This window comes from Fructilactobacillus sp. X3R2C1, from assembly GCF_059901235.1.
On sequence record NZ_JBWXVA010000001.1, the window covers coordinates 264902 to 282547 of the forward strand.

Sequence of the window (17646 nt, forward strand, 5' to 3'; positions counted from 1 at the left end):
ACTACTTATGTGGCACTCTTTAAAAGGCCCTCACTAGAACCACGTTGACTGATTAGTTCCATGATCTGACCGGCAATCATAAACAAAGCGACGTTATTAGCGTAAAACATGTGGTCGGTAAAGACCCCTTCGATTAGGGTAATGATAATAATCAAGGCTAAATATGAGGCCACCGCACTGTCTTTCGACAATAAACGAACGAGTCCAATGGTAATTAAAACCATCAATATTACAAACACAATGTAACCATCCATAAACAGCACCCGTGAAAAACTGGAATCAATGTAAAAGTAATGTAAGACATCACTCACCTTACCGCCGTTTCCACGCTGCTTGATGTATTGACCAAGCATGCCTGGCATGTACTTTAAATAGGCTTCATGCACCAGAGCCAACCGGTTACTAAAAAGCTTATTTAAAGTTAACCAAAGACTATCATTTTTATAAAAAATCATTGATATGATGGTCCAGAAGGCAATCAATAGTGGCGTCAGTTCCGCCAGTATCTTCGTGTATCGATTTCTTAAATTAATGGAAAAACATGAAAGGATGATAACAATCACGATCGCGATGTTAAGCAACAGATCGGTTCTGGAATCAGTAATCAAGTAGATGGCAATCGTTCCAACCGCCATTATTAATGCGCCAATCAGTTTGTTCTTAAACGATATTTTATTAATCAATAAATAACTAGCTAACGCAACGTTCAAGAAAAAGACCGCTGATGACAATAATAATGGATAAACGAAACCTAAACTATTGCGAATTAATCCGTTTCGGGGGAATTGCAGATTCGGCAAAATGCCAAATGCTGAAAATAAAATAACTACCCCAATCACACAGATCGTAACAATTATTTCCGTTTTAATAATTCGTTTAATCGGAACGTCTTTCATACCAACAAGAAACACCATCGTATACAACAAACTTTGGTCTCTAGCAAAATGACCATTTATGAATATGAAAGTAATTAGGACAAAAATTCCCACCAAATAAACCGACTTTAAGTTATCAAAGAAAAAAATCTTAAAAAACACATAGACAAACGCCAACAGGAGCAATAAATGTAACACGTGTCCAATGACTGGATGCATTTTAATGATCATCGTGGTCCCAACTAATGCATCGAGGATTCCGACTACCAGAGCACACAGATACAAAGAAGATTCATGTTTTTTTAAAAAATAAATTGAATCTTTTATCATTTTTCGGTTACAACTCCATTTACGTAATTCTCATTTAATAATTTCAACTGTTTATTAGCAGAATCGTCATTAGGCACAAAATCCTTATGGTTTTTATACTTAAAGTCGTATTTACATGACCTTAATGTTACTTTACTGCCCACCGTTGCATTACTAATCACTGGTTGCGTAATTATCGTCCCACTGAAGGGATGAATTGGCGGTTGAACGTCCATGCTAACGGGTTTATCAAGCATCGAGACATAGACGGTCTGATTTTTACGTTTACCGTTAACCTTAATCTCATACAAGTAATTATCATCAGATTGATTAATGTTGGTGATCGTACCAGTCTCATCAAAGTTAACTTGATTCGTCCTTTCAATCTCATTCGGGTCCACCGCTCTAGCCTTAACGTACTTAGAGCCAACAAAAAAGATTCCGATGAAGACGATCCCAATACAAACCAGCCATACACCTGTTTTTTTATGATTTGGTTTGATGCCATGGCTATTGCTTGCCTTGTCTTGATAGTAACTATTTCTGATCAAAACATATCCAAGGACTAAAATAACAAACGCTACCAGTAATATTAATAATACAAATAGTTTGCTAGATAGTAGCTCAGAGGCTTTGTATATAACCCATTGCGTATTTGAATATTTGATAATACCACTCCTACTTATAAATGATAATACGATTAATGTATATATTAATTTTAATTAATAGACACGTTAATAATACAGATATTATAGCACAAACCATTGTATCACTTTCATAAGCTTTAGATTAATACTATTTTCACGTCCTGCCAGACAATAAAATAAACAAAAAGTTAATTTCTTGCTAAATATAAAACACAAACCGCCCGAATTGAGTATAATTGTTACATAACTAATACAGAACTGGAGTGAGAGTAGTGAAGCTTTATTCATATTCATTTATTTCCCACAATTTCAATTTTACCAACTACATATTCATTGGTTTAATCATTGTGATTGCGTTGGTCATCATTGGAACTGGGATCTTCTATTATCGAAATAGAAGTAATCTAAGATTTCGAAGCCTATTCATCCTAGTTACGATGTTAGGGGCACTGATTATCGCGATGCAGACGGGCCGAGTCTTTCAGCAAAAAAACGCTGATAGTCAAACTACTCAGACCGTCCAAATCATGAAAAACATCAGTAAACAGAAAAAAGTTCCGCTAAACCAGATGTATGCTAGTAGCAATAATCTGGTTGATGGAATGACGATTCAAGCGGGAAAAGACGCCTACGTGGTTCACTTCAATACTGACATGACCAACTACACAGTCACCCCAACAAAACTAGTATCTAAACCCAAGCATATCAACAAGGGTGGCTTCACGTGGAGTAGTAGTGACTCTCAATATTGGACCATCTTCTTGAAGTTCCTGATTGGATTCATCATGATTGTCTTACAGATTAACCTTTCTGGTAAAGGTAACCTGGCTCCGTCAAACGCCGTCGATCAACTCCAGAACTATATTCTTGGTGGAATTATTGGTGGTGTTATTTACAACCAAGACATCACTCCAATTCAATTTGTCATTATTCTGTTAATCTGGTCCGTCATCGTCTTTGCAAGTAAGTTCTTAACCGGAACGAGTAATACGCTGAACAAGCTCATCAACGGAAGTCCGCAGATACTGATTTTAAATGGTGTCGTAAACGTCAACCGTGCATTGCGGAACGGTTTAACTGCTAATCAGCTTGCTTTCAAACTAAGAACTCACGGGGTTAACGACTTCAAGGACGTTAAGAACGCCACTCTTGAAGAAAACGGTCAGTTGACCGTAACGTTAAACGATGAACCTACCATGAACTACCCGATTATTACCGATGGTCAACTAAACGAAAACGTTGCTAAACGTCGTAACTTAAATGACGACCAAGTTGAACAAATGTGTGAGAAACAGGGATGCACCATTCAGGATGTCTACCTAGGTCAGTTTGGATCGAAAGGTAATCTTGATCTTGTTCTGTATCCAAAGAAGAGAAAGAGTTTGAAGAAAACTAAATAGATAGTAAATAAATAAGCCTAATCCAGATGGATTAGGCTTATTTTTGTATATATACATCGTTAAGGTAAAATATCTTTTACAAACGGAATCTTTTTAATTACATAAACCACTAATCCACAAACTACGTAAGTAAATAATGGCATGACCAGAATATCAAGCCAACTACTAAACGTTGTTTTTGTCACGTACATAAATAACTTCAAAAAGAAAGGATGCAAGATATAAATTCCTAAACTAACTGAAGCAACTTTAGCTAACAAAGTTTGAAACTTAGGCTTAACAAAGATTTTGTGTGACTCAACAAAATCCTTAATCCAAAGATAAAGTCCAATTACATATATGAACAATAATGGTCCACCATATTCTTTTAAGTTATTGATAACTGGCGGTAATCCCTTAAATATAAGTAATGCAATGACGAAAGAAATGATTAAGGATAAAAGTGCAATCCATTTCATAATCTTTAGCCATTTTCGATCGAAGTAACCTACTTTGATTAAATACCCCATAATGAAAAATCCAACATAACTCGTAGAAGCAATTGGAAAAATATATGGAGATAAATTCATATGGAATAAGTTATTATTCAAATATAAAAACAAACTATTGAATAGAAAGTCTAATACTACAATGTAAAATAAAACATTTTTATGATTTTTAGAAAGCACAGATAAAATTGGTGTAAGTAAATACAATGCAATAATGCAGTAAAAGAACCAGAAAGCCCCATTAATGTTTCCAGAGAAAAAACTAGTAATAAAATTACCAATACTAGGATTGGGATGAACATAATTAACATCTGGAAGCGGATTTTTAAGCATTGAGTCAACGATATAATAGACAATACTCCACACAAGCAATGGAACTACAACCCTAAAAAACCTCTTTTTAAAAAATACTTGCGTGTCATACTTATCACGATACCCAAGTAATGTTGCTCCGGAATTCATTAAAAATAGAAATACTGCTGGCGCAACAATTGCTCTTACCGCTGAATCAAATATTCCTAAGGCACTTGGAGTAAAATCCCAAGATGAATGAATAAATAAAACAAATATAATTGCAATAATATTGATTACATCAATATAAGTTAATCTTTTTTTCATACTATCTCCTAATTATGTAATTTTTAACACAATTACAATGGTATCAGATTTTTAACTAACAAAAAATATAATTTTAATCAAATAAAGGAGTGAAGAAATATTTCTCCACTCCTTTAAAACTAGTTATTCAGTTTATTTCTTCGGTTAACTAAGAAGTTTCTAACAAGTAAAAACAAAAGAAAAATCCATGTGACTAAACTAATCCAAATTGAAACGATTTGTAGAGCTGTCTTCCTATAAATAACCTTAAGATTATTACGTCCCTTGTGTAATTTAACTTGAATCACTTTTTCGGGACTAACCTTAATCGGAACTTCCTTATCATTGTTATAAACATGAAAGCCATTGTAATAAATATTAGGAACTTTGATCCAATCAGTACTATTCTTACTTACTAAATCATAATTAATTTGGTTATATGATGTAGATCTACTTATTTGTTTAATGTGGGACTTCTTACCATTAATCTCAGGAATTGAGTGTTTCAGAAGTGAAGGAACGGAATTTTTAGATTCAGCGGGAAAATAATCATAAACATTATGAAATTCAGAAGTTTCTTTATCAAATGTCTCTTTAGAAACAATAAATGATTGTCCATTCAAACCCGCAGGATCACTTTTAATCTTTTCAGAAGAAGATAACGACAATCCAAGACAAAGTAATAAGAATAAGACCAAAAAAAAGCTTTTATTTCTTAAATTAATATCTACATTTTGAGTTATTAAAACATCATTAATACATTCTCCCCCAACCATGGAAACAAGAAAAACAATAATAAGATAAAATCGATTGGGAAATTGGATCATCCTAAATATCGGCTGTAATGCATGCCAAGGGAATAAATTAGAAGCAATTAAAACAAATATAATACTTTCTACAAACAAATATTTGTAAAATGAATCCATTTTTTTAAAACAAAAAATGGTGAAAATGAAAGCTACAATTGTAATTAATCCTAATCCCATTTGCCAACTTGAAAATCCACCAAAAATCATTGTTTCTAAATTTGGAGCTCTTCCCAATAAATTAATATCTTCTGTTTCTATAAGTAATGGACTATATTGGTGATGATTTATTAATAATGGTAATAAAAATATTGAACTACTAAAAATAGCAATTAGTCCGGAAAAAATAAGGTACAAAAATCTTTTGATCCTGGATTTGTAATTATCAGAATTGAACAAAACTAATCCTAAACTCAAAAAGAGTAACAGACTAACCGTCATAGCAGACACTATGTGTGTCAAAACTACTAACGTCATTCCAATAGATAGAACCCACCATTTTTTATAATCTTTACATAAAATTTGATATAGTCCGTAAAAACATATTGGCAAGAAAATAAAGATCATAACTTCTGAAATATCTTGTCGGAGAAACATATCAAAAGTTCTATATTGAGAGAATACATATATTAATGAGCTTACAAGTCCAGCAAATTTACTTCCGCTAATTTTAGCAGAAACTAAATACATAGAAATAAAAGTTGCTAAAGTAATGAAAAATAAAAATATAAAATATGCATTATAAGAGTTAAATCCGATCATCCTAAGCAACAAGTCAGGAATTAACATAAAAGATGGATAAAATAGATTCAATGGATACCCTATTTTCCCACCTGTCTTAGTTAAAATATCGGGAAATAGTTTAGCTAAATTACCATGTTTTATATAACCAAAAGCTTCATTTAATGGTGCCAAATGAAATGGCAAATCCCACGAAACAATTGGTGTGGAACGATACGGAAGTAGAATCAAAATACTCAATAGTATGAATAACAAAATAATAACTAAATTTGGATGTTTTTGAATGATTCTTTTACACTTTGTGATAATAGCACCTCATGGTCAATAAATATTAAATACATATATAATCATATCAGAACTTTTAAAAAAAGGAATAGTATATCAATAAGAGTGAAAAATACAACAGTTAAATCAAAATGTCTAGTTTTGAAAAAATATCATCCAAATCTTGTTTTATAAGTAAAACATCATAATTTAAATAGGAAATATGAGATAACTATGCTAATATTATAATATTGTCGGTGGACATAAAACACTAGCTGGTATTGCCCTGTTTAATGGCAACATTAAACTTAGCATTGGGTGAATTCAGAGAAAACCTAAACATTAGCATGGCAACTCTGAGCTAAGCAGTCAATACTCTGAAATAATTGACTGAAAGTGCAACGACTAACTATTGAGTGAAAACAATAACATAGACACGAGCGCCCAACATCTTTATGCACAACATCTTTATAAAGATGAAGATATAGTCTGAACTTTTTGGAAACAAAAAGAAAGCGTGCTTAAATTAACACGATGCTAACACTTTTGGATAGAATGAGAGATCTAGCAGGTAAAGTTCCAGGCTATCCCGCAAGAGACATTACTCATGGCTTAAATAGGACCCTAGATAATTCTAAGCAGTACAAATCTACATTAGGCATTAATGACAAAATGTTTAGATCACTTGAAGGTAAAATCCAGCTATTAAATTTAATTTTAAATAATCATTTGAAATTATTTGTAAAAACAAAATTATCCAACAAAAAAAGCATGAAGATTCTGTCTTCATGCTTTTTTACGTATTATTCTATTTAAGCACTCTAAATCGTTTGTTATCATCCATAAAATCTTTTTCGCTAGCAAGAGTGTTGATTGAACCGAAGTTCATCTCAGCACGTAACTGCCAGTGATCCGGAATATCAAACGTTGAAGCCACCTGAGCATTAATCAATGGATCATAGTGTTGAATGTTAACACCTAAGCCATTTTCTTCAAGACCTGTCCAAACCGCGAACTGCGCGTTTCCTTGTCCTTCTTCAGACCAGTTGTACATCTCGTATTGATAGGTCTTAAATTGACCCTGCAATTCTTTAACCTTGTCCATATCAGTAAAGAATAAGATTGATGCGTAGGCATCCCTAAAAGTTGAGATTTTTGCCTTGGTGCGAAGGAAGCCATCTGCTGGCACCTTTTCTCTAAGGGCATCTTCAACGATATCCCATAACTTATCGTGATTCTCGTTGAAAAGTACCACAGCTCGAACCGTCTGACCGTTGAAGGCACTTGGTGTGTATTTAATTAATTCCTTGATATAAGTATATAGATCGTCCTGTGAGAAAGGTACATCCTTACCCAAGTCATAGATAGTTCGTCGATTCTTCTCAAGATCTAAGAATTGTTTCTTTAATTCCATGTTCCAAAACTTCTTTCGTCAAATTTGATTCTTGGTCTTTCCCGTTGTCATTGCTTCGTGGAAATTATCATAGCTAACCTTGATCATGTCGACCGTGGCTGGCTTAGTCAGATAACCAATGTGCGGAGTAATAATAACATTTGGATAACGCTTCATCAATTCTAACACGTCTTTATTAGGAAGGTCATCTAATGAGTTGAACTCGTTACCGTCAATCTGATTCTCGTCAATAATCACGTCAGCAGCGTAGCCACCAATATTACTACCAGACAATGCAATTGTAACGGCCTTAGTATCAACCAACTCACCACGCGCAGTGTTGACTAAAATAGCGTTCCGTTTCATCTTGGCTAATTCTGGAGCTCCAATCATTTCATCATTTTCACCCGGTACATAAGGAACGTGAAGTGAAACAATGTCAGACTTCTTTAACAACTCATCTTCATCAACGAAGGTTACATCGGGATTGTCATTTGGATGACGTTGATAGCCAAGCACGTTGGCACCAAGATTGTGATACAACTTAGCCTCAGCACTCCCCATGTGACCAACTCCGATAATTCCGACGGTTGCATCATGAATTTCATTACTGAAATACGTTGGCAGAACCCGAAAGTCAGCGTTATTTGTATTTACCGTTGCCTGCGCAACGTGTCTGAATAAGTCCATTCCCATCGTAAGTGCTAATTCGGCAACGGAATATGGTGAATAACTAGGAACGTTAGCAACCATGATCCCGTCTGCTTTAGCAGCATTTAGGTCAATGTTGTTGTACCCAACAAAACGGGTAAATAGATACTTAATCCCCATATCCTTGACCTTATCCAAGACATCTTTATCAGCGACACAGGAACCATCAATCAGGATGGCATCCGTGCCCATTGCCTCGTCAACCGTATCAATCTTCAATGGTCTTTCAACCAAATTTAAATCAAAGTCATATGAATTTAAATCCACAAAGTATTCTTTTTCAAATGGCCTTACATCATAAGCAGTAATCTTTGCCATTATATCTCTCCTTAGTTTAATGGATGAAGTGGTTTTCCAGTCTCAATCACTTTTTGAAAGTTATCAAAACTGATCCGAACCATGTCCTTATTGGCTTCCTCGGTAAATGAACCCATGTGTGGCGTGACGATCACATTGGGATAGTTCTTCATGAGCTTCTTGTCTTCAGCATTAGGAACATCATCCAAACTATTAAATTCTTTACCCATAATTTGGCCTTCATCTAGTAGGACATCGGTTCCATAACCACCAATTTCAAAGTTTTCAACGGCGTCAGCAACCGCATTGTTATCAACCACGCCGCCCCGAGCTGTATTGACCAGGATGGCATCGTTCTTCATCTGATTGAGTTCGGTCTTGCCAATTAACTTCTCCGTACCAGAAGTGAGTGGAACGTGAATGGAAACAATATCCGATTTTGTAAGTAACTCATCCATGTCAACAAACTTAACGGAATGACTATCGGGATCAACGTGACGTTGATAAGCTAAGACGTCCGCTCCAACCGCATCATACATCTGGGCTTCAGCCGTTCCAATCCTGCCGGCACCGATGATTCCAACCGTTGAATCGTGAATCTCACGACTAAAGTACAGTGGTAAGATACGAAAATCAGCGTCATGCGTGTTGGCGGTTGCTTGAGCAACATGTCTAAAAAGCGTCATTCCAAGGGTAAACGCCAATCCTGCTACCGAATGTGGTGAATAGTCGGGCACGTTAGCAACTTTAATGCCTTTTTCGGTTGCCCGCTTAATGTCAATGTTATTAACTCCAACCGAACGAGTAAACAAGTACTCAACGCCATAATCGGCTAAGTGGTCAACGATTGTCCCATCAGCGTCACACATCCCGTCGATCAAAACCCCGTTTGATCCCTGAGCCTGACTTACATTGGCCATCGTTAACTTTTCATTGACAAACTTTAAGTCAAATTCTGTTTGATTATAATCTTCAAAGTATTGCTTCTGCATCGCATCAGCATGGTAAATTGTTATTTTAAACATTAAACTATCTCCTTATCTTAACAACCCAATTATGAATTAAATCGTGGTTAAAATGCAATTCTTTTCTCTTATTAAATGCTAAAATGTTCATAACCAATCAGAGGAGAATAGTATGGCAAACAAATTTAATAATTTTCACAAAACTCAAGTTAAACGAATCGTTGTAATGGCAGTGGTAATGATCATCTTGGTCATTGCTGGCATCTATGCAATTTTAACGAAATAAAAAGGCGACTTTTCAAAAAAGTCGTCTTTTTTCACGCAGATTTTTATTGAGCCGTGTATCCACCATCGACCACTAACTCACTACCAGTCGTGAATTCAGATTCATCAGAAGCCAAGTAAACTGCTGCATATGCGATGTCTTCTGGCTTACCTAAGTGTCCCATTGGGGTTTTAGAACGTTGAGACACATATTTAGCAAAATCAGGCTTAATTAGTGGAGTTTGAATGCCACCCGGATGAATTGAATTGACCCGAATGCCATAATCTTTTAGTGCACAATCAATTGCTGCGGATTTCGACATCATCCGAACGCCACCTTTAGCCGCACAGTATGCTCCTAAACCAGGGTCACCAACTAAGCCTTCGATCGATGACATATTCACAATTGAAGCACCAACGTTCTTGTTTTTCATTTGCTTGATGCCTTCACGCATTCCGTAAAAGACTCCGTCAAGATCAATACTTAAAACTTTGTGCCATTCTTCGGTCGTAGTATCTTCAATGGATTTCCCGATAGCAATCCCAGCATTGTTAACTAGGGTAGTTACTTGTCCGAAATCTTTTTCAGTTTCTTCAAACACCTCTGGCCAACGATCTGGGTCAGAAACATCTTGGGTAATAAATTTTACTGAATTAGGATAAATTTTATTAATTTCATCAGCGGCTTGACGGCCTTTATCCTCATTACGTCCGGTAATGGTAACCTTGGCCCCTTCTTTTGCAAACATCTTAGCAATGGCGTAACCAATGCCATGAGTTCCACCAGTAACAACTGCAACTTTGTTCTTTAATCTGTTTGTCATATTTATCCCTCCATTACTTAGTCATTTACCGACTTAACTGTATCATGAACCCTTATAAACGCACACAAAAAGGCTCATGACTTTCATCATGAGCCTTCCGCGCTAAAACTAATTTAGTACCAGTTATTACTTTCCCAATGCTTCTTAGCATTTTGCCATGAACCATAACGATCATGAACGTAGTTGTCAGCAGTACGTTCTTGATTCTCCTTCGAGTAATCCCCGTGAAGGTAAGTCTTAGTCAATTGATACTTGCCATACACTTGTGGATTAGTTGGATTCTCAGCATGATACTCACCACGTGATTCATGATAAGCAATCCAATTCTTAGCTGTCATCTCTGACGGACTTAATTTCGACACTGAACTTTCTGATTTTATAACTTTGACAGGTTTGTTGGCGTGTGGTGCTTTTCGAAATTTGACTAGCTTATTAACGGTGGTGTAGCGCGATGAATCAGCATTAACATTAGCGCGTGAGCTATTTGCGACTGCTATGCCCGTGGTAAAAATAGCTGTAACGCTAACTGCTGTAAGAATAATATGTTTCCACTCCATTTTGTTCCTCCTCTCAACAGTCAATACGTTAAGGGGTAGAAATTTCAACAATATTAGGAAAATATTACACGGATGTTAAAAAACATTGCAGAAATCGGGATTTAGTATTATTTTATGTATATTAAAACCGTTATAAATGTTGAGGTGTAAGTAATTGTCAGAAAAAAATGAATTTGAAAGTTTAAAACCAATTGATGATGCTGTTAAAAGATACATAGATTCAGATGATAAACTTGCTTTCCAAATTAATGGAGAGTGGGGAACAGGAAAAACTTGGTATATAAAGAATTTTATGGAAAACAACAAAAGTCAATATGATTTTTCATATGTTTCTTTAAGTGGAGAAAGGGATTTAAAAAACACATATAAAGATATCTTGTTTCAACTCTATAACAAATTTAGCCAAGTTATAACAAAGTACAAAGATCCAATTCAAGAACTCACCCCATCAAAAATAAGGGGAATTCCTACTAAAAATCTTCCAAAATTGATGATTGACTTTTGGGATCGTCATATTGAAAAAACAATTATTTCTGATGCAAAGAATAAAACTATTATCGTTGATGATTTAGAAAGAGTAGATGAATCTATAACTTCAAATGAACTTATAGCATTTATTCAAAAATTATTGGAATCTGGATTTAAAATTATCATTATCTCTAACGAAGAAAAACTAGACAATAAAGAACATACAAAGAAGTTTAAATTTATAAAAGAAAAAATAATAAATAAAACAATAAATTTTGGAAGGCATAATCAGGATATTGCCATTAGAGTAATTAAAAATTATCTTAATGATCATAAAAACTTAATTGACAATAAGTTAGCAAAATGGATTAAAGAAGTCTCTTATAGTATTCTCTCTGTAGAAAACACTATAAATATTAGATCAGTAGAAAGTTCTCTTATTTCATTTAATGAAGTTTTTAATGAAATATGCAAAGAAAATTCAACTTTCTTTATGCAAGCAACTAAGACGGCTTATATATCAACGCTAATATTAACAATTGGATTCAAATCAAATAAATTGAATGAGAATAGCTTATATGGCATCGAGGGATATAAATTCCCACAGCTTAACAGTACAATTGAAAATGAAACAAATAATAACCCTAAGCAATCTAAAGATAATAGCAATAATAACTTAAAAGCTTTTGAATTTTTAAATTCATATAATTTATCACTTTCAAGTAATGAAAAATATATATCAAACATTATGTTTACTTCAGAAATCCTCAAAAATATAATAAATGATTTATTTGATAATAATGTGTATATGAAACAAATTGAACAATCATTTACTGAATCCGAAAAAATAAAAAAACCATTAAAAGAATTTTTGCATGGAAATTATAAATCTGATCATCAATTATCGATATTATTAAAAGAAGTATTAGAAATTATTAAAGAGGATAAAGAAAATAAAATACCCATAAAAGATATCGTAAGCACTTATTTGACTATTATAGGAATACAAAAGAGAAAGCTACTTCCGAAAGATGAAATTAAAAGTGATTCTGAAAAAATAGAATCATATGTTATTTCATCAATAAAATCATCTAATGACAAATATTATTTAGAAAGTATTAAATCTACTAACGCTTTCTCTTTATCTCCCAAAATAATGGGTGCAATTAACTTAAGGATAGAAGATTTAAATGTTAACTTTCAAGAACATGCTTTTAATTTAATTCTAGATGATTTGTGGGATACTAGCCATGCAATTGTTTTACCAAAAAATTTGATAATGTTTTTAAAACAAAAAAAATATATTAATGATCTTTTAAATGAAACATCTAAAAGTATCAACTTAACTAATTATATAAATTATAATATAGGGCTAGACGTATTTAAACTATCTAAAAATTCTAAAGAAACGCTGAATTCTATTATAAATTCTATGGAAAAAGTCAAAGAACAGCATAATGATAATGTACAAAAATACTACTTTGAAGAATTAATAAAAGCAATGGAAAAAATTAAAGTAAAAACATCCTAATATTAAATTCTTAAGGCGGATATTATACAAATTAAATATCCCTGTTTAGGTGAAGAATAGACCTATATCCACTATATTTAGAATCACTTGATTTAATATTTATTTTTTTATCGTCCAAGAATTCTTTCACAAATTCACATATGGTAATCATTTTCTTGTTTGTTAAATGATACGTTCCATACGGTAAATCATTTTCAATCACAAACAGCATAAACTCTGCCAACGTTCTGGCATCGGTTACCTGTATTGGCTGGTTACTAGATTCAATCTCACCACCTTTTAGTAATTCGTCTACAAATTTACTTCCATTTTCATCATATAGATTGGCCGTTCGAATCGTATAATATTTCGTACTAATCTCTTCAATGGCACGTTCTGCCATGCGTTTCTGCTTACCGTACTCACTTACTGGATTGGGAATGTCCGTTATCTCATGTGATTTAGAATTATCATTCCCGTCAAACACCCGACTCGTACTGATATGGACTAGCGTTGCATTTACATCTCTAGCGGCTAACGCCACATACTCGGTGCCAAGAAAGTTCACGTTCTTGTTGATGGTTTTACCCGTCTCCTCTTCGGCGTTAACAATGTCGGTGTATCCAACGCAATCAAAAACAACCTCTGGTTGATGGACCTGGAAATAATCCATTACTTGTTTCTGATTAGTTACATCAACTTCTTTTGAAGAAGGTGCTTCAAATTTAATTTGTTTCTCATTTAGTAGATTTGCTAACGTTCGACCTAACTGACCAGTTGAACCCAGTACCAATACTTTCATCATAAAATCACTCCCATAAAAAAATAACGACGTGATGATCATCAGCTAATAATACTAACTAATAGATTAACACGTCGTTTCTAATTTGTTTTACTTAATTTTCTCAAACACCTGATTAAAGGCTTGTTTAGTGTAAAAGCCATCATGAAGTTTTTTTGAAATTTCATGTGCATTATCAACCATTTGGGTAAAATCTTCATTAGTTACTTTTTTAAGCGATGAAGCTAGGTTAGAAATGGAATCCACTGATAAGCCAACGTGGTGTTGTTTTACAAATTTCGCCACGGCTGATTCTTCCCAGACAATCACAGGCATCCCAGCACTTAAATACGACGATGCCTTATAGGGGTTATTGTAGCGCAAATAGTCGCCAATCTTGCCATCAACAGTATCAACACTATTGCCATCCCACACTAATCCGTAACCATGGCCTAACTTCTTTGATAACACGTCCGGTGACACACTTCCCATGTACTCTAATGAGGAATTCAGTGTATTTGGATCATTAATATTTCCAAAGACTTCGCATTTAACTGCCTTTGAAACGTTTAGGTATTTTAAAAAGACTGACTTATTCAAGTTTCCCGCAAACGTCACGTTATCTTTGTATTTTATCCCGTTTTTTTGACTTTGAACGTCAGAAAAGTAGTCAAAGATTTCAAGGTCCACACAGGGAACGTTTAATCCATTTTCTTTTAACGTATCTGACATCGTACTATTCGGTGAAATAACGGCCGTAAAGTTATTTAAAAACTCGGCTTCTTCCTTGACGGTTGCAAAGGTACTGTTAGGAAAACGCAGTGAATCAATATCATGGATCACCGCTACTGTCTTAACGTGACGGCCATTGAGATATCTTAAAAGGGTTTCTTCAAACTGTTTTCCAGAATAAATTGGATATTGAATAACGATTACATCAGTTGATTTTAGGTGATACTTATCCAGTTTATTAATTCGATAATTAATCAAAAAATGACGATCAAATTTACCGTATTTATACTGCTTTAAGTAAGCCATTTGGAAGCCATAATTCTTTTCAAGGACTTCATTAATGTCCTCTTTAGGCTTGCCAATCCCATCATTAGCTTTTGACCGGACCACATCAATAATCAATTTTTTCATCAGTTCTACTAAACTCCTTCAAGGTCTACCTAATTATTAAACTGTTGGGTTAATTCGTTGAAGCCATGTTCCCACGCCTTCCAGTTCAATTTGGTTTTATATAATTTTCGAGCGTTTTTAGACATCGTTTCTAATTTTTCTGGTGATTGTGTCAAATCAATCACTGCATCGGCAAAATCCATTGCCGTGGCGTTCTTATTGAGCCGATAACCATTGTAATCATTAATGACATAGGTACCAATTCCACCAGTATCATACGTAATAGAAGGCAGACCATATTCGGAAGCTTCCGCAAACGCAATTCCCGCACACTCTGCCTTTGTTGGCAAAACAAACAAATCACTCTCATTATAAAGTTGAATCATCTTGTTAAGACCAGAGTCTGTATGTTTAGAGACAAAACCATGAAACTTAATGTTGTTGGGTAAATCTTGGTCAGTTGGCTGTTTAAGACCAATGACGTTAATCATAAACTTATCTGGGAATCGTTCGTTCAGCTTGTCCATCATGACACAGATGAGATCCATTCCCTTTCGTTTCCACTCAACACCAACAAACAATAATCTAATCTTATCGTCCGGGTTAGCTTTACGAGTTACAAATTTATCTGGTAAATTAGCGCCAAAAGGTAACACTTTGACCTTGTTTTCATCAATTCCATAAGATTCAATGGCACCCTCTTTGGCCCATTCACTGGCCATTAAAATCAAAGAAGCTTTTTCAAGGGTAACTTTGTCCATTTGGGTGTGTACTTCAATCTTCTTTTTCGTCAAATTGAAGTAGTAATAATTAATCATTTCGCTAAAAGTCGCATCATTTAAAAAAACGATTGGTAAGTCAGTCTGCAAAAATTCAACGAGGTTATCTTCAGCCGCAACAAAGATAAAATCAATATCAGATTCATGCTTCAACTTCTGCTGTAAAGATTGACCTTCAACTCTTGCAATCCACTCGTCAGAAAAAGCTTTTAAATCAGGTAACTTAAACCACTTGGTAAACTTTCGAAAGACTTTTCCCAAAAATAACTTAATACCAGATGGACGCACTGAGACAACTTGGTTTTGTTTAGCAATGACGTCATAAATGTTGCTGGTCGTACCAGACCAAACCGAGACATCAGTTAATTTATCCTCACTAATAAAAGCAATCTTCATTGGCTCTTAACCTCTTATTATTTTAACTAGAATTTCTTTTTAACAATGGTAATTATATCCTTTGAAACCTTTGTTTTAAACAAAAAGATCAGGAGACCATAAATTATAATTCCAATCCCAACTTCGATGATCAGATCAATCCATTTAACATTTAGAGTCATGTCTAGGACAGAAACGATCGCAAACATTATGAGACCAGCAATAAAGTACTTAAAGAATCCGTGGTACAACTTTCTAAAGTCAATTTCATCCTTAACAGCATATAGTTGGACTAGAGTGACAATGGCTTCTGAAAGAACCGTCGCAATCGCGGTTCCCACTGCTCCCCACAGTAAAATTAAAGGAACATTAGCAACGATGTTAACAATTGCACCAATAATAACCGAATAATTATAGGCCTTGTTTTGGTTGGTCGGAACCAAGTATTGGACTCCAATCGCATTACTCCACGCAATCATGACGACCACAATTGACTCAATCATCATCAGTGGAACAACTGCCATAAATTTCGGACTGAAAAAAAGTGGAACAAAGCTCGGAGCAACTGCCGCAATTCCAAACGCAATGGGAATGGACAACGCCGTCACAAACTCAAAGCTCTGATACAAGTAGTCTTTAACCTTCTCGTGTTTTCCTTGCATGAAGGCATTTGCCACGTGCGGAAGCATGACGGTTCCCGTCGCAGTAACGACCGCTAATGATAGCTTGACGATCTTATCCGACTGATCAAAGTAACCAGCTGCCGTAACAGAGGTCATTGCCCCCAGCATCGTCTTATTAACCACTAAATAAATTTGCGTGGCAATTTCTGGAACAAAAAGAACCATCGACGGCCAAAAATGCCTAAACCAGTGAAAGTTTTTCCAGTCCACTTTTCCTAAATATCTTCTCAAACTTGGGAATAAGGTCAGATTTCCAATCAATAGCGACATAGACAGTATAAATATGTATAACCACAAGTCACTATATGACTTAACGAACGCAAAAATACTGAAAAGCGTGATTACTTTAACAACAAAGTTTCTTAAAACGGTCACAGCAAAGTTTTCCACCCCCTGAAAGAACCAGGAGATATCAAAAGCTGCCGCAAGCAATGAAAAAGATTGGGCAATGTAATAACTGTGAAAGCGATGCACAAATGCCAAAAAAATAAAGAAGGCAATGTACGCCACTCCAATCGTTACCATTCGCATAAAGAATATTTCATAAAAGGTGTTGGTTAGTTTTTGCTTATTATTTCGCACATACGCAATCTGCCGATTACCATAGAGTGCGACCCCAACACTTCCAAAGATAATGAAATATTGAATATTAGCATTTGTATATGAATTAATACCAACCCCTTGTGGTCCCAAAACACGAGCCAAGTAAGGAGTAGTAATTAGCGGAACTATCAACACAAATAGTTGATAGGACGCATTATACAAATAATTCTTAATTACTTTACCCAAA

At 34.7% G+C, this 17646-nt stretch carries 15 protein-coding genes; 2 read left to right on the plus strand and 13 right to left on the minus strand.

The features are described from left to right. Positions 1-5 precede the first annotated feature (5 nt). Together AC6UDB_RS01435 and AC6UDB_RS01440 are read right to left on the minus strand one after the other, a co-directional pair. A complete protein-coding gene (locus AC6UDB_RS01435) occupies positions 6-1205 on the minus strand; it encodes a hypothetical protein (RefSeq protein ID WP_500708948.1) in 1200 nt (399 codons plus the stop codon). Beyond that, on the minus strand, positions 1202-1735 hold the full coding sequence (locus AC6UDB_RS01440) for a hypothetical protein (protein ID WP_500693352.1): 534 nt from the start codon (positions 1733-1735) through the stop codon (positions 1202-1204). Before AC6UDB_RS01440 ends, AC6UDB_RS01435 begins: the two co-directional genes overlap by 4 nt. Before the next feature lie 368 nt (positions 1736-2103). On the opposite strand from AC6UDB_RS01440, the gene AC6UDB_RS01445 reads away from it, so the two are divergent. Further along, the gene (locus AC6UDB_RS01445; protein ID WP_500708949.1) at positions 2104-3231 is read left to right on the plus strand and encodes a DUF3290 family protein; all 1128 of its coding nucleotides are present in this window, start codon (positions 2104-2106) and stop codon (positions 3229-3231) included. A 59-nt stretch (positions 3232-3290) separates the two neighbouring features. On the opposite strand, the gene AC6UDB_RS01450 is transcribed toward AC6UDB_RS01445, so the two are convergent. From AC6UDB_RS01450 to AC6UDB_RS01480, 7 genes are all read right to left on the minus strand, one after another. Further along, entirely contained in the window at positions 3291-4337 is a 1047-nt protein-coding gene (locus AC6UDB_RS01450) for an acyltransferase (protein WP_500708950.1), read from the minus strand. Positions 4338-4456: 119 nt separating this feature from the next. Next, positions 4457-6037 carry a YfhO family protein gene (locus AC6UDB_RS01455; protein ID WP_500708951.1) on the minus strand — a complete coding sequence of 527 codons (1581 nt, stop codon included), beginning with the start codon at positions 6035-6037 and terminating at the stop codon, positions 4457-4459. An 898-nt stretch (positions 6038-6935) separates the two neighbouring features. Beyond that, on the minus strand, positions 6936-7541 hold the full coding sequence (locus AC6UDB_RS01460; RefSeq protein ID WP_500708952.1) for a nitroreductase family protein: 606 nt from the start codon (positions 7539-7541) through the stop codon (positions 6936-6938). An 18-nt stretch (positions 7542-7559) separates the two neighbouring features. Continuing rightward, positions 7560-8549, minus strand: a complete 990-nt coding sequence (locus AC6UDB_RS01465; protein ID WP_500708953.1) for an NAD(P)-dependent oxidoreductase — start codon at positions 8547-8549, stop codon at positions 7560-7562. Between the two features lie 11 nt (positions 8550-8560). Next, complete coding sequence (locus AC6UDB_RS01470; RefSeq protein WP_500708954.1) at positions 8561-9553, minus strand: NAD(P)-dependent oxidoreductase; 993 nt, start codon at positions 9551-9553, stop codon at positions 8561-8563. A 269-nt stretch (positions 9554-9822) separates the two neighbouring features. Beyond that, positions 9823-10581, minus strand: a complete 759-nt coding sequence (locus AC6UDB_RS01475) for an NADP-dependent (R)-specific alcohol dehydrogenase (RefSeq protein ID WP_500700915.1) — start codon at positions 10579-10581, stop codon at positions 9823-9825. A 113-nt stretch (positions 10582-10694) separates the two neighbouring features. Further along, positions 10695-11138, minus strand: coding sequence for an aggregation-promoting factor C-terminal-like domain-containing protein (locus AC6UDB_RS01480; RefSeq protein WP_500693341.1), 444 nt, complete (start codon positions 11136-11138; stop codon positions 10695-10697). A gap of 154 nt (positions 11139-11292) precedes the next feature. On the opposite strand from AC6UDB_RS01480, the gene AC6UDB_RS01485 reads away from it, so the two are divergent. Continuing rightward, entirely contained in the window at positions 11293-13137 is a 1845-nt protein-coding gene (locus AC6UDB_RS01485) for a P-loop NTPase fold protein (RefSeq protein ID WP_500708955.1), read from the plus strand. A 31-nt stretch (positions 13138-13168) separates the two neighbouring features. On the opposite strand, the gene AC6UDB_RS01490 is transcribed toward AC6UDB_RS01485, so the two are convergent. The 4 genes from AC6UDB_RS01490 to AC6UDB_RS01505 all read right to left on the minus strand — a co-directional run bounded on the left by AC6UDB_RS01490 (position 13169) and on the right by AC6UDB_RS01505 (position 17645). Further along, complete coding sequence (locus tag AC6UDB_RS01490; protein ID WP_500708956.1) at positions 13169-13921, minus strand: SDR family oxidoreductase; 753 nt, start codon at positions 13919-13921, stop codon at positions 13169-13171. Between the two features lie 87 nt (positions 13922-14008). Then, a complete protein-coding gene (locus tag AC6UDB_RS01495; RefSeq protein WP_500708957.1) occupies positions 14009-15040 on the minus strand; it encodes a glycosyltransferase in 1032 nt (343 codons plus the stop codon). 29 nt (positions 15041-15069) lie between these two features. Continuing rightward, complete coding sequence (locus tag AC6UDB_RS01500; protein ID WP_500708958.1) at positions 15070-16194, minus strand: glycosyltransferase family 4 protein; 1125 nt, start codon at positions 16192-16194, stop codon at positions 15070-15072. Between the two features lie 26 nt (positions 16195-16220). Beyond that, a complete protein-coding gene (locus AC6UDB_RS01505) occupies positions 16221-17645 on the minus strand; it encodes a flippase (protein ID WP_500708959.1) in 1425 nt (474 codons plus the stop codon). Position 17646 lies beyond the last annotated feature (1 nt).